Source organism: Coleofasciculus sp. G1-WW12-02, assembly GCF_040219735.1.
Lineage (GTDB): Bacteria > Cyanobacteriota > Cyanobacteriia > Cyanobacteriales > Coleofasciculaceae > Coleofasciculus.
Map to the genome: position 1 here is coordinate 37,137 of NZ_JAVJRX010000139.1, position 14,513 is coordinate 51,649.

13 protein-coding genes are annotated in these 14,513 nt (G+C 46.7%); 6 read left to right on the forward strand and 7 right to left on the reverse strand.

The features are described from left to right. Window positions 1–31 precede the first annotated feature (31 nt). Entirely contained in the window at window positions 32–505 is a 474-nt protein-coding gene (locus RID09_RS22535) for a helix-turn-helix domain-containing protein (RefSeq protein ID WP_446338155.1), read from the forward strand. Between the two features lie 131 nt (window positions 506–636). Here the strand turns inward: RID09_RS22535 and tnpA are convergent, their stop codons facing one another. Beyond that, window positions 637–1,044 (reverse strand): IS200/IS605 family transposase, encoded by a 408-nt coding sequence (tnpA, locus tag RID09_RS22540; protein ID WP_446338167.1) that lies wholly within the window; start codon window positions 1,042–1,044, stop codon window positions 637–639. Window positions 1,045–1,098: 54 nt separating this feature from the next. On the opposite strand from tnpA, the gene RID09_RS22545 reads away from it, so the two are divergent. From RID09_RS22545 to RID09_RS22555, 3 genes are all read left to right on the forward strand, one after another. Next, window positions 1,099–2,424, forward strand: coding sequence for an RNA-guided endonuclease InsQ/TnpB family protein (locus tag RID09_RS22545; protein WP_446338156.1), 1,326 nt, complete (start codon window positions 1,099–1,101; stop codon window positions 2,422–2,424). A gap of 47 nt (window positions 2,425–2,471) precedes the next feature. Next, the gene (locus tag RID09_RS22550; RefSeq protein ID WP_446338157.1) at window positions 2,472–2,816 is read left to right on the forward strand and encodes a hypothetical protein; all 345 of its coding nucleotides are present in this window, start codon (window positions 2,472–2,474) and stop codon (window positions 2,814–2,816) included. Window positions 2,817–2,899: 83 nt separating this feature from the next. Next, window positions 2,900–3,076 (forward strand): hypothetical protein, encoded by a 177-nt coding sequence (locus RID09_RS22555; RefSeq protein ID WP_446338158.1) that lies wholly within the window; start codon window positions 2,900–2,902, stop codon window positions 3,074–3,076. 203 nt (window positions 3,077–3,279) lie between these two features. Here RID09_RS22555 and RID09_RS22560 read toward each other — a convergent pair whose 3' ends face one another. From RID09_RS22560 to RID09_RS22575, 4 genes are all read right to left on the reverse strand, one after another. Beyond that, window positions 3,280–5,073, reverse strand: a complete 1,794-nt coding sequence (locus RID09_RS22560) for a peptidoglycan D,D-transpeptidase FtsI family protein (RefSeq protein WP_446338159.1) — start codon at window positions 5,071–5,073, stop codon at window positions 3,280–3,282. A 90-nt stretch (window positions 5,074–5,163) separates the two neighbouring features. After that, complete coding sequence (locus RID09_RS22565) at window positions 5,164–5,679, reverse strand: hypothetical protein (RefSeq protein ID WP_446338160.1); 516 nt, start codon at window positions 5,677–5,679, stop codon at window positions 5,164–5,166. 200 nt (window positions 5,680–5,879) lie between these two features. Further along, complete coding sequence (locus RID09_RS22570; protein WP_446338161.1) at window positions 5,880–8,039, reverse strand: GAF domain-containing sensor histidine kinase; 2,160 nt, start codon at window positions 8,037–8,039, stop codon at window positions 5,880–5,882. Window positions 8,040–8,323: 284 nt separating this feature from the next. Further along, complete coding sequence (locus RID09_RS22575; protein ID WP_446338162.1) at window positions 8,324–9,556, reverse strand: RNA-guided endonuclease InsQ/TnpB family protein; 1,233 nt, start codon at window positions 9,554–9,556, stop codon at window positions 8,324–8,326. A gap of 253 nt (window positions 9,557–9,809) precedes the next feature. Between RID09_RS22575 and RID09_RS22580 the strand changes: the two genes are divergently transcribed. Both RID09_RS22580 and RID09_RS22585 read left to right on the forward strand, forming a co-directional pair. Beyond that, the gene (locus RID09_RS22580; RefSeq protein WP_446338163.1) at window positions 9,810–9,968 is read left to right on the forward strand and encodes a hypothetical protein; all 159 of its coding nucleotides are present in this window, start codon (window positions 9,810–9,812) and stop codon (window positions 9,966–9,968) included. Window positions 9,969–10,123: 155 nt separating this feature from the next. Beyond that, window positions 10,124–11,839: a glycosyltransferase family 39 protein gene (locus RID09_RS22585; RefSeq protein WP_446338164.1), complete on the forward strand. Its 1,716-nt coding sequence runs from the start codon at window positions 10,124–10,126 to the stop codon at window positions 11,837–11,839. A 159-nt stretch (window positions 11,840–11,998) separates the two neighbouring features. Here RID09_RS22585 and RID09_RS22590 read toward each other — a convergent pair whose 3' ends face one another. Further along, window positions 11,999–12,982, reverse strand: coding sequence for a heme o synthase (locus tag RID09_RS22590; protein WP_446338165.1), 984 nt, complete (start codon window positions 12,980–12,982; stop codon window positions 11,999–12,001). A gap of 164 nt (window positions 12,983–13,146) precedes the next feature. Further along, a complete protein-coding gene (locus tag RID09_RS22595) occupies window positions 13,147–14,082 on the reverse strand; it encodes a COX15/CtaA family protein (RefSeq protein ID WP_446338166.1) in 936 nt (311 codons plus the stop codon). Window positions 14,083–14,513: the final 431 nt, after the last annotated feature.

Consider the following 14,513-nt stretch of genomic DNA (forward strand, 5'->3'; position numbering starts at 1 on the left):
CAGACGTTGATTGGTGTAGAGGTTTTGCAGCATGAAGCCAGATAGCAAGTACCAGCCACTCTGGGCATTTCTGCAAGAGAGTAATCAAGATGAAGTCATTCTCACCTTTGCAGAAATCGAGAAACTCATGAATGACACCTTACCCGACTCAGCACGGAAAAAACGGGCATGGTGGAGCAATCGCAGCAAAGGCGCACTGCAAGCAAATGCCTGGATGGAAGCCGGATATCGAGTTGAGGATGTTGATTTGGAGCAGCAACGGGTAACATTTCGTCAACCTACCGCTAAACCTAAAGTTCAGCGCGTGGGTGACACTGTGCTGTGGAACGCTCAACTCATCAAAGCACTGCGCCGCCACATGGGTTTGACACAGGCAGAGTTTGCTCAAAAGCTTGGAGTGTATCAGCAAACGGTTAGCCAGTGGGAAAATAGCGCTTATGAGCCGACTCTCGCTACATCGAAATATCTAACTTTAATCGCTCAACAAGCTGGATTCGAGTACTGAGAGGAAAGCTAGAGGTTCAGAATATTTTTCAACGTATCGCGGGAGTCCCCACCCTCAGCGTTAGCAGGGTGGGGAGGGATAGCGGATTGCCGGAGGAACGAAGGCAATCAACCCTTCGACTTCGCTCAGGGTTAATCTTGAGGTGCTTCTTGGGATTTAATGTAAGCTTTGACTCTCTCAATGGGAGCGCCACCAGTAGAGGCAACATAATAAGAGCCTGACCAGAATGCTGACTTGGTATAAGTTTGTGATAGTTCCACAGCAAAGTCTTTTCTGATGATTCGACTGGAAGCAGACTTCATGCTGCCAATTAGAGATGAAAGTTTGTTGTCAGGATGAAAGTCTACCAATAGATGTACGTGATCGGCTTCTCCTGAGAACTCGACAAGGCGGCACTTTGTCTTAATACAAATATTTGCAAGCACCTCATGCAATCGCTCCAGCATTCCCGATGTAATAACCTTACGTCTGTATTTAGTTACGAACACTATATGCAGTTGAACAGAAAATACGGAATGAGAACCCTTTCTGGCTTTCAGTTGACATACCCCCACCTGAGTCTGTTAAATTAATGTTAACAGGAGGAAGCGGCAATGCCAACAAGACGTGTAACTTTTCGGCTATACCCCAATAAAAAGCAAGAGCAGACATTACGGTATCACCGTAAGTTGCATAAAGACCTGTATAACGCTGCTGTCTGCAATCGATTTACCCAGTATCAAAGGTTTAATCACCGAGTTGATTACTTTGAGCAGCAAAACTCTTTGCCTGCTTTCAAGGAAGTTTGGGGAGAGTACAAAGAATGTAATTGCATGACTTTGCAGGCTACGTTAAAGCGTGTTGATTACGCTTTTAATCGGTGGTTTAAAGGGTTAGCCAAGCGACCTAAATATAAGTCGATTAAGCATTATTCGGGCTGGACGTATCCGAGTAAAACAGGTTGGAAGGTACACACAACAGGTGATAACGGTTATCTGGAATTAGCCAAAATTGGTTCTATCCAGATGCGCGGTAAAGCCCGGATTTGGGGGACTCCGACAACTTGTACCATTGTTTATCGCAATGGCAAATGGTACGCCAGTATCACCGTTAACTTAACCGAGCTACAGGCGGCAACAAGACAAACAGATTTTGGCTCAGTTGGCATCGACTTGGGTTGCAAGTCAGCGTTGGCGATAACTGATGGGGAAAACCATTCTTTTATTGAAGCCCCTAAGTTTTTGCGAAAAGCTGAGGCGAAAATCAAGCATCTTTCTAAGGGAAAGCGTCGTAAAACGGCTCCCAATAGACAGAAGAAACAGAAAGGCTCTAGTCGGTGGAAAAAGACCCAAGCTAAAATTAGCAAAGTAACCCGTAAGGTAGCTAATCAGCGTCAAAATTGGGTACACCAAGTAGCAACAGACATTGTACGCTGTAATAGCTTCGTTGCTACAGAAAAACTAGAAGTCTCTAAAATGACCCGCAAAGCCAAAAAAGGTAAGCGCAAAAAGCAAAAAGCCGGACTAAACAAATCCATTTTAGATGTGGGCATGGGAATGCTAAGGTCAGCGATTGAATATAAAGTAAAAGACGCGGGTGGGGTTTTTGTTGAAGTTCCCACTCGCAAAGTTAAACCATCCCAAACCTGTCCTAACTGTGGAAATCAGCAGAAAAAGACCTTAGACGAAAGAGTTCATCATTGCCATAAATGCGGATTTACCATGGATAGGGACTTAGCCGCTGCCTTAGTCATGCTTTTGTGGGCATTAGGAAAGCTACCGGGGTTTGGAACGAGGATGGTAGACGCAGATGTCTCTAGCTCTACTTCAGAAACTTGTAAGCGCAAGCGAACGGGAAGCATGAAGCAACTAGGGCAGGCGAAGCGTCGGAAACACAGCCCTACTGGTCTGGTTGTAGAAACCCAGACCTCAACGAAGTAGGTCTGGGTAGTTCATGAGACGGCAACATCTACCCCAACAGTGAAATCATGCAACGCATACGCCATCACATCAACCCCAAAACCTTCGTTATCACCCTTGGGCAAATCGCCAAACTCCTGAGAATCCCCCAAGAGCGCATTCTCAACTGGGAAAAATGGCATAACGTCCTCTGGGTACATATCAAAGGAATCGGTGGTTACTTCGTCAGTTATCGCCAGATTGAACAGTGGATTGCCGCTTGTCGCACGCTTATACGCTACTGTCCCAATCTAAATGCCCTCGATCGCCTATGGCAATCAATCTGTATTGAAGCCCAACGCTATACACCAGAGGCATTATCCCGACTCGAAATAATCCACCAGCAGCGATATGTCTATTTATCCAACCGCTAACAAATCCCAAATCACAAGGGGAGCACCAAGTTTGCGACGCTTTCTGCCGACTTGTGACTACCCCGTAAACGGAGACTCTTTCCATGTTAAAACCAAACTGTCCCCCTAGTGAACTCACCTACCAGCAAGGCTATCAACAAGCGTTAGAAGATTTCGCGATCGCGCCTCTGTTCAGCCACGTTTCTACCTACTCTGACGCTGACTTTGACGCTACTTGGATGAACCTGACCCAATCGGATAGACTGGCTTTGCCCTCCTGAATCCAATCCGTAGGAACTCTCAAGAAACACGTTCTGACCGCTCCCTAATCGTGCAATTGCTTACTCAGACTACTGTGTGGCTGCTTATTTAGGGCTTGCTGCACAAGTGAAGAAACCCTGACCTATCAAGGTGATTAGCCAGTCCGCGCAGGCGGACGAAAGTTTGTGTAGCAGCGATTTTAATCGCCGTGGCAAAATGACAGTCATTCTGTCGCTATTGTTGGCTGACTTGGCGGAATCTGCTCGATCCCAATTAATACTTCCATGACTGACTTAACAATCGGTGCAGCTACCGTAGAGCCAAAGGCATTTCCCTTCGGTTCATCCACCACCGCCATCACCACATAACGGGGAGAATCCACACTTAAAATTCCCACAAAGCTGGTAATTTTGGCATTAGTAAAATACCCCCCCGTGGGACTGGCTTTCTGAGCTGTTCCCGTCTTTCCCGCCACTCGATACCCTGGAATGTCAGCCGTTTTTCCCGTTCCTTGGCTAACTACTGTTTCCATCATTTCCAGAACGTTCTGGCAAGTGGCGGGCGAGAAGATGGGGCGGGGCGCACTCAGACGTGGTTGCCAATAAAGCTGACCTTGACTATCAAAAAGTCCCTGTACAACATGAGGCACAACCAACTTACCCCCATTAGCTAACGTAGCATGGAGTTGAGTAAGCTGGAGCGGCGTTAGGGAAAAGCCTTGACCAAACGCTGTTGTTGCTGGTTCGATCGGGGAACTGGTAAACTTTTGCTGGTTTTTGAGCTGTCCGGCGGTTTCAAATGGCAAATCTGTTTCCAGTTTCTGTCCCAATCCCAATCGTTCTAACCAACCATAATAAACCTCAGGCTTCATTTGTTGCATCATCCGCACCATTCCCACGTTACTGGAATGTTGCAGGATTTGGGCGGGATCGATCATGCCACGAACTTGTTTGTCATAGTTAGAAATGGGCCACCGACCGATCTGAAGCGAACCTGTATCGTTGAATACCTGATCCGGACGAACTGCGCCAGATTCCAGCGCGATCGCTACATTCAAAGGCTTAAACGTGGAACCCGGTTCATACAAATCTGCCAATGCCCAATTTTTAAACAAACTAATGTCAGAGGTATAGAATTGGTTCGGGTTATAGGTTGGCTCTGACACCAACGCTAACAAGGAACCATCCCGGGCATCCATAACAATTACAGTACCTCGTTTGGCATTAAATTCCTTAATTTTTTGCTTGAGCGCAGAACGTGCCGCACGTTGTAAGCGACTATCTAGGGTCAGTTGCAACCGCAGATCATCAGAGTGGAGAAATCCTTCTGGAATATGATCAGGCATCAATGTTCCATTACCCGACCGACTCATTCGCAGCGTGCGAACTTCTCGTTCTAACAATTTTTCCTGAGAATACTCAATTCCTGCCTGACCTTGATGATCAACGTTGACATACCCGACCACATCGGCTGCTAACTCTTGCTGAGGATAAAGGCGAGAATATTTAGGAATCAGTTCAATCCCATCCAAACTTAATTGAGCGATTTTGTTAGCCACATCTTCAGTTAATGAGCCGCCCACTCGAATTCCCGTATTTTTTTTGTTAAATAGCATTTCCAAATCCGCAGACGACTTATCCAGGATTGGCGCTATCTGAGTGGCTATATTTTGTTTAGGCAGTTTAAACAGTTTGGGATGAACATAAAGGGTATAGACTCGCCGATCCACCGCCAAAACATTCCCATTACGGTCAACAATTGGACGACGGGGAATAAACGGACGCATATAAATCATCTGCTGTTGCCGTGCTTTTTCTTCCAAGCTGGGAGAAATGACGACTTGCAGCCGATATAGATTAAATAAAAGCCCAAAACTCCCTGCCATCATGATTGCCCAAATTAACAGTAATCTAAACCCAGGACGTTGAAAAAGTTTTGACCCAACGCTAGGCTTAAGGGCATGGTTTGGTTCCTTCCCTTTGCTTAAGGGCATGGTTTTAATTTTTGAGTTCTGCATTCGATTACTCATCTTGCCCAACTAAAGTTTAGAGATTAGCTAGGCACAATAAATATATTATCCCCCCGGTCGCCCTATCCCCCTGCAACCTTAGTATCCCAAAGGAGTCTTTGCCAAAGTTTCTGGCTCAGGCTTCTGATTCGGAGATTCCCGGAATTGGCGCTGAGGTGCCGGAGGGAGCAAAATGGTATTGGCGGTAGTGGGTGTCACCAAACCTGTAGCTGGGCGTTCCGCTTGTTGAGCAAGTTGATCTTTGATGATTTCATTCGTCGTTGTCAGGTCACGTTCATTGCGTTGTAGTGTTCCCAATTTCCGGTATTCTTGCGTCCACTGCTGCTGGGTATATACAGTCCAGGAATAAATGGTTAGTGTGGCAATACCTAGGAGCACGGTGATCACATCTGAACCGCGTTGCAGGATCATCAGCGATCGCAGCCAGCCTGGAGTCCGCTCTCGTGAGGTATTAAGCCGTTCTACTTTTTGCTGGCTGGTTCTAGGCTTCAGGGGGGACAAGTGGCTTGATCGAGATGAGCGCACCCTCGAGTGAACTGGAACTTGGCGAGAGGGACGACGTTGAACTGGAACAGAGCGAGAGACAGCATTCATAAGCTTATGGCAGATATTTGCATTTTGAGTTTTGTGTAGGAGCAGGCTTTACTACTATCATTTTTTACCTCACAAAGGATGCGACTCGTGAGAGTTCCAACCGAGTTTTGAGTGCAAGAGTCTTGGCTATTGACTGTTGAGTGGGAAATTTCTTTTATGTTTTCCCATCTCCCCCATCTCCCCTATCTTCCAAATCTCCCCTATCTTTCCTGTAAACTCGCTTGGGCGACTTCCCGTGAAAAATCAGAAGCCGGATCGGGGGATTGAGAGGACGAGGGACTCGATTGGATAGCATGAGGATGACGCACTGGGATTTGCAAAATAAACTCAGTCCCTTGACCGGGTTGCGATCGCACGTCTAATTGACCCTGGTGTTGGTTGACAATGGTTTGATAGCTCACGGTTAAACCCAAACCTCGACCTTCTCCAACGGCTTTGGTTGTGAAAAATGGCTCAAAGATACTCGATAGAATGTCTGGATTAATCCCTGAACCATTGTCAGCTATACTAATTTGTACCCGATCCTCCTCTGCGGAAGGGATGCTGGGTAGCCATTGCGTTCGCAGGGTAATTATTTTATCAGAATTAGGCGAACGATCGAGCGCTTCAATGGCATTTGTCAGAAGATTAAGAAATACCTGATTGATGGGCTTAGGGTAACATTCAACATGGGGGAGGTTATCGTAATGCCGCTCTATCTTGATCCTGTTGACAAATTGGTTGTGCAGGATTAATAAAGTGTTTTCCAAAGCGGCGTTGATATCGATCAGTTTCACCGAGGCTTCGTTGTGCCGCGAAAATCTCTGTAATAACTGTACGATTTCCTGGATTCGCTGGGTTCCCGATTCCATGGATTGCAAAATTTTTGGTAAGTCCTTGGTTAAAAAATCAATTTCTACCTCCTCTAAGATGTTTTCGAGTGTCGGTGAGGGATTGGGATATTCAGTTTGGTAGGCTTGCACTAAGCGCAGCAAGTCATTGACATAATTTTCTAGGTAAGGAATATTGCCATAGATGAAACTGATGGGATTATTAATTTCATGAGCCACCCCAGCGACCATTCTGCCTAAACTGGACATTTTTTCACTCTGAATCAGTTGGACTTGGGTGAGTCGCAGTTCTTCAATCATTTCTGCCAGTTTTTGGGCTTGCATGGCATTATGTGCCGCTTGTTGCTGGGTGCGGGTATATAAATATGCCTGTTGTAGAGAAATTGCTAGCTGATCGGCAACAGCTTGTGCTAGTTCTTGATCGTGTTTTGACCAATAGCGAATGTAAGCACATTGATTGAGATACAAAATGGCATAGAGTTTTCCATGGGCTTGTACCGGAACCACTAATGAGGATTTGATTTGGGCATGTTGGTATTCTTCGTTGTTTACATCAATCCGCTCATCTTGGGTTACATCAGGAATCACTACAGCCTGTCGGTGCTGAATAATCCACTGTGTAATCGGGCCATGGGGATTGAATGTATCCTTGCAAGGGGCAAAGGGTTGGCGATACACCTCATAGAGATGGTTCTGGTGTAATGAATCGCTGTTATTCTTGGTGATTGGGGTTTCTCGGTTGACAGATGGTACATCTGAAGTCTGGTAATCCTCCACTAAATGCACCAAGCATCGATCCACTGCCAACGCTGACCACATCTGGGTAATTGCTTCCGTTAATATGGTCTGGGGGTCAAAACTCTGGCGAGTTTGGCTAGTAATATGATTAACGAGCTGCTCCCGAATGGCTTGGTTCTGGGTTTGTTCATAGAGTTGGGCTTGACGGATTCCAATTTCTAAGGATTCTGCTATCGACTCTAAAAATTGAATTTCTGGAGTTGCCCAAAACCGGGGTTGTTCACAAAGACAAGCAATAAATCCAATTCCGTTTTCTTTACCTGTGACGGGAATAAATAAGTTTGCCTTATAGCCCCAGAGGGGGAGATAGGGGACGAGTGATGGGGGATTGGCAGGGGATTTCTGTAAAAGCCGTTGAATTCTCCATCGTAGTCCTGTGGGTGTCAAGTGCGCTGTTCCGTGATTAACGATCCGTTTCCCTTCTGCGATCGCCCGTGCTAGAGTGCCAAAATATTCCAATGGATACTCTCCCAAATATGAAGGCTGATGCTCATGCTGACGGCGTTCGCAGACAATCTCAACTTGCCCCCGTTCTTCCCCATACCAGAAAAAACTACAACAATCAAGTCGAAGCAACGCCGCAATTTCGTCTACGGCTGTTTGCACAACAACTTGCAATTCCAGGGAATTACGGATGCGATCAACGATTTTTTGGGTTAGTGCTGCTTGCCTTGGGGGATACTTGATCCAAGCTTGGATCGATTGAAAAGCGTGATAAAAATTAGAAAACACAATGCATTCCTTAAACAATCCTCCGCACCCACCTTGACGGCTTGTCCTGATTTTATAGGCTAAACCGCAAAAAAACCCTATATTAACAATTATGCAGCTAATTTAGTCATACTACGTAATTCTTCAGAATTTATCTGAATCATAAGTAACATTCCGGCAACTAGGTCAGGTAAGCGGGTGAATGTCATTCCAGCCTATCTTGGCATCTTCCCTCACTCTCAAGGTAAGCAAAGCGGCGTGTAAGCGCAGTGTAGCGAAGTGCCACCCTTATCGGTTAGAATAAACTACCCAGACCTGCTATCGCAGAGGTCTGGGTTTTCAGTAGCCCTGAAGTCATCAAACAAGTTAAGCTGAACGTATCTGGGAGTTCTGTTTAACTTGCACGATAACCCCGTGCCTCCAGGCTGGTTTATAGACAGCCCCACAAGTGCAATATTATTGGCTCCATTAAAGTCGGCATCCCCATGCCAACCACAATGACCACACCTGAAAGTCTTGCCACTGCGATAAGACTTTCCCTTTACAGGGTGAATGTGTAGGCAGTTGTGACACATTTGGGAGGTATAGGCAGGGGGGATTGGGGTAACTCGAATCCCAGCAGAAGGTGCTTTGTACTCAATAAACATTCGCAGTTGATAAAATGCCCACGAATTTGAGCGTCGCCGCTCTGTCTTGTTTCTCGGCTGCTGGTTAGTTCTGTCCCTGATGCCTGTTAGGTCTTCTATGGCAATTGATGCACTCAGTTCAACTGCCCGTTTGACCACTGACTTAGAAATGTTGTGATTGAGCCATTGCTGATAGCGCTTTTCCCTCCCCGACAGCCGTTTCAAGATTTCTCGACATCTACGCCGAGTCGTCCTTGTGCCTTTCGGGGCACTCTTCTGGAGAGACGCCCTAATCTTGGAAAACTTGTCTCTAACTTCCTGGATACCCGTACCGTCCCACTTTTTTCCTTCCGAGGTAACCGCAATGTCGCGGCGTCCTAGGTCGATACCAATTACTTTATCGGTATCCTTTGGGTCGGGTGCGCCATCCTTAATCTGAATATGCAGGTAGAACTGACAGTCACGGTGCTTGCACAGTTGAGCTGAGGTAGGGTTCCTTCCTTTGAGTTTTCCTCTTTGGTAGTTGCCTACCTTCAACTCAATCCGTTCTCTGCCGTGAATGGTGGCAAGGCTTACCGTCCAGTCTTTCTGTGTGAACCGAAACAAGTCCTTATCACAGTCCATGCTGCTTGGGTGAAACCCTTTAACAGGCTTGCCTTTGTGCAAGGCTACCTTTCGGTTAGCCGCTACTCTTGCACAAGCTCTGACTGCCATGTTTGCCACCAAATTAAATTCGCTTTTGATGGTTTGATAAGTCAGAGATTGGATAGCAATTTTGTTGGTCAGCTTTGGGTTTGTATGTGTGTTCACATAGTTGCAAGCATCCGCAAACGCCTGAAGGGTTGCCTCTAATTTAGCCACTTGTTCAGGAGAGGGTTGGAGCTTTACAACTATCGTGAGAACTTGTTTCATGGCTAAGATTATACCACTCACCTAGCGGGAAATAATGGGAAATACGAAAGGACATTGAGTCCTCGTATTTCCCGCTCTCCCCCTGCGGCTTACCTCCACTTCGTCAAGGTTGAAGCCGTAGCCCCTCGCAATCCCGGTGGGTTGATTCTAGCTAGATTAAGGAAAAAAACAAGTAGTCGTGTTAAAACTATAAAGTTATAGTAAGCTAACATAACGTCTAATTTGACGCAGACCTTAACAAAAGGGGGAGTGTATGACTAAAAAATTACTGAGTTTGCTGCTGGTGTTGGCTTTGGGAGCTACTTTGGGCGCTTGCCAAAATGAAGCAGGCGTAGACGATACTGAACCAGTAGAGGGTGGAGAAGCCATAGAGGAACCCGTTGAGTCTCCTACTGAGTCTCCTGCTGAGTAGCCTAGCCACAGAGAAATGCGATCGCCCATAGATCGCCCTATCCCTAAAGCTTGAAAGTATTTCTTAAGCCAAAGTGCGATATCGAGACATTCTTGTCAGGTATCGCTTTTTGTTTTCAACCTTGGCACCAGCTTCTTTGCCATGGAGCATCAACCATGAACTCTAAACAACAACGTTGGTTGCACTTAGGGCTACTCATGTTATGGATAGCTCTGGGTACAATCCTGCGCTTGAGTCGTCTTTTGTCTCTACCCCCGTGGACAGATGAATGTGCCACGATGGTCTTTAGTTTAGGTAACAGTTTTCAAACCGTGCCACTGAATCAGTGGATTGGTGCGGATGTCTTGCTCTCTCCTTTGTCGCCTATGGTTGATGCAGATATTAGTTCAGTTGTCAACCATTTAATCCAAGAAAGTACCCATCCACCCATTTATTTTTTCCTAACCCATTGGTGGATAAAGTTCTTTCCCACCGATGACGGATTGGTATCATTATGGGGGGCGCGATCGCTCTCAGCATTGTTGGGAATTGCGGCTATTCCTAGCCTATTCGGTTTGGGGTATCTGGCGTTTGGTTCTCGGTTAGTCGGTCAAATCGCCGCCGCAATGATGGCGGTTTCACCTTATGGGATTTTTCTCGCCCAAGATGCACGTCACTACACCTTGGCGATTTTATGGGTGATTGCGTCTTTATCCTGTTTAGTCATGGCGATTCAAGCCATCCACCGTCATCAGCCGTTATCTGTTGGCATGGGATTAGTTTGGGTGGGTGTCAATAGTTTGGGAATCGCCACTCATTATTTTTTCAGCTTAACCCTATGCGCTCAAGGGGTTGTGCTGTTGACGCAGGCTTGGCAACAGGGAAGGAAAGATCCTCAGAGTTTGACGCGATCGCATTGGCGGCGTATCTATGGGGTTTCGGTAGGGACGCTTATCGGCTGTTTAGTCTGGCTACCTGCTTTATACAGTATCTACGGTAGCGAACCCACCGCCTGGATAGCTGACGGGGATCTAACCGGTGAATGGTTAGCACCCATCGGGCGGCTGTTAATATGGGGGCTGAGTATGATCCTGTTGCTTCCTACCGCCACAACTATTTTGCCGATTGGGATTATAGTCTTGTCTGGTATAGTGACGGTTTTATTTACCGTTAGCCTGATACCGAAACTTAGTAATGGCTGGAAACTTCAACAGCATTTTCCCGATCCCCGTTTAGCCTTGCAGGTTTTCAGGGTATATTTAGTGAGTGCGATTGCCTTAGTCTTTGGCATCACCTACGGTTTAGGTATGGACTTAACCCTGGGGGCACGGTTTCAGTTTTTTTACTTTCCGGCTGTAATCTTGGTATTCGCCGGGATACTCGCTGGAGTTTGGCAGCAGGAAACGTTCGATCCAGCTTCTGAGATAAAGCATAGCAAAGCAATTGTGGCAATGATTTGGCTAATGGGATTAATCGGAGGATTTACTGCAATTGGGAATTTAGGATACTTACAAAATCACCGTCCTGATTTACTTGCACCCGTAATTCAAGACGCTTCTCAATCTCCCGTATTCATTGCCACCACTCACAAGCATCATGGACAAACCGGACGACTGATGGGGTTAGCTTGGGAATTTAAACAGTTATCGGATAGGAATGGTTCTGTTCAATTCTTCCTAGCCGATCGCGATCCCCAAAAGAGAACCTATACAGACGCGATCGCACTCTTGCAAAAAACGTTAACTGAACTGTCACGCCCCTTCGATTTATGGTTAGTGGATTTTCGGACTAAGGTTGATTTAGACGCGCAGCATTGTTTTCGGGATCACTTATCTGGGTCATGGGCTGGTGAATATAAATATAAACTTTATCGTTGTTTGGCAGAAAAATAAAATAATGGGGTTTTCAAGTTAGTGGGATACCTTATTTTATTCCTCATCCCTGATTAATGTACTGTCCGATTTTTTAGGGCTTCTTCTCGTATCTCACCAACCCGTTCAGGTAGTAGAGACGTTCCGGCGGAACGTCTCTACCACAGTTTTTTATTCCCATTAAACCGGAAACGGCAAAAACGGGATAGAACTCACCAAAGTTTGTAAATTGTCAGCTAAAGCTGTCGAGAGTTGCTGGGTGATCGGTAAACTATCAACCACGATGCCAGTACACAAAAGCATCATGTACAGAATAGAGTATTTAAACAGTCCTCGAGCCAGTTGGTTACTGGTTGGGTTTTGTAATAACTGCCACGCTTTTTGCAGAAAAATACTCCCCAACAACAGCGCGATCGCGCCATAAACGACACCCGATACCCCCAACGGATAAATGAATAACAGCGACGCGGGGACAACTAACAACGTGTAAACCCAGATTTGACGGGTTGTAGACTCTTCACCTGCTACTACGGGTAACATGGGAATTCCGACTTTGGCGTAATCCTCGCGAATCATCAAAGCCAGCGCCCAGAAATGGGGAGGAGTCCACAAAAAGACGACAGCAAACAGTAACCAGGCGGGTAAACTCAACTCTCCCGTCACCGCCGCCCAACCCACCAGCGCTGGAATCGCACCTGCTGCACCGCCAATCACGATGTTCTGGGGTGTATGGCGTTTGAGTAAGTGGGTGTAAATCCCCATGTAGAAGACAATGCCCGACATTGCCAATAATGCAGCTAGAAGATTGGCAAATACAACCAATAGGGTAAACGATGCCGAGGCTAAAGCGATCGCAAATAACAAGGCATCACGAGTCTGTATCCGCCCTGAGGGAATCGGACGGTTACGGGTGCGTAGCATCTCATAATCGATATCACGATCATAAATGCAGTTGAGGGCTTGAGCCGAAGCAGCTGCTAAGGTTCCTCCAAGCAGGGTAATGAGTAGCAAAAAGGGATCAACTTGCCCCTCAGATGCCATCCACATCCCGGCGGCTGTCGTAATCAACAGCAGGGGAATGATACGAGGTTTTGTGAGTTGGTAGTAGCTCTGAATCACTTGCCGAACGTTGTCATGTTGACGGGATACAGTTGTCCCAATCATTGAACACCAATTCCTTTTTGTTGAAACACTACGTACACTTTGACACAATCGTCACTTTTATGCTGTAGGGGCATAAGGGAGCGGGGGGCATTGGTGACGGGGAGACGAGATGGGCCAGATGAAGGAGTTAACTCAAAACCTCAAAACTCAAGACTTCCCCAATGCTATAGGCTGGAGTTTGCCACGGCTAGCCCAGTGGTGCGATCGCGTAATGCCAAAACGGTAAAGACAAGCAAATCTCCTAGTAATGCCGCACCTACGGCTTGATGGGACACGGTTAGGGGTTCAACCTGTAGGTGTAACCAGAACGTCGCCACTCCCAGAAGAATCTGTAAAATGACTAATCCACCAGCCAGATTGGCTAACTGTCGCAACAGGGGATGGAGGGCAGGTGTGCGCCATGCCACAATGACAAGAGTCAAGGTGGCTAACGTAGCTGGGACTACACCCGCAATGTGACTATTCATCACGGTGCAAAGTTGAGAAGCGCCAAAGCATTGATGTAATGCCCAACGGGAAGCAACCAAACCCCCCAACAAGCTTTGTAAGTAAACCAAAATAGCTGCCGTCAAACCCAGCCACGGTAAGGGTCCAGCCGCTCCTGTACCCTTGTAGGGCATGAGGGCTGTACCAATAATCAGTAAGGTTGAGAAAAACAACAAGGCTGTACCCAAGTGAGCCGTCACAATATCAAACCGTAACAGTTCGGTAACCGTTAAGCCACCCAAGACGCCTTGAAACACAATTAAACCAAAGGCAAACGTTGTTGCCCAAGGCAGCCACTTGGGTAAAAAACGGCGATCCCACCACGACAAACCCATTAGGGCGATCGTACTGACGCCAATTAATGCAGCATCGAGGCGATGGAACCATTCCAAAAAGACTTGAAAATTCATTTGCTGACTTGGCACTAATTGTCCGTAGCACAGGGGCCAATCGGGACAAGCGAGTCCAGCATTCATCACCCGCGTCGCACTTCCTACTGCCATCAACAGCAATGTAGCGATCGCGATTTTCCAAACAAGGCGGCGGTTACGATCCCTGGCTTGGGAGCGATCGGGGGACTTAATCGTATGTTGATGAAGGACGGATTCAGTCATAGCACTCATTGCTAATTAACTCTATCAAACCCTGAGTACCAACTCATGAGGTAAGGCTCAGGCACAGCTCATTCTCTCCAATGAACTACTCACACGATAACGCGCCAGCACCTAATCTGGGTGAGGAGGGGATGGGGGATATGGGGAAGTGTTGAGTGTTGAGTGTGTAGGGGTGGGTTTCACTACTATCATAATAGAGACAACAACAGCCTAGCAAGGTTATGGCTAAAAACAAAAAGCCTAGGGGAGTACAACAAATGTTGCTACACCCGCTCTGTTGCACCTCTACGAATTGACACTCCCCGCCCTATAAGTGCGGGGATTCTTAGTTCCGCGACACACCTTACAATTATCTATCCTTGCGGCAATACTTAAACCAAACACCCGTAGAAAACTACCAAGTATTGAGCCTAATTTAGATAACTCCAGAG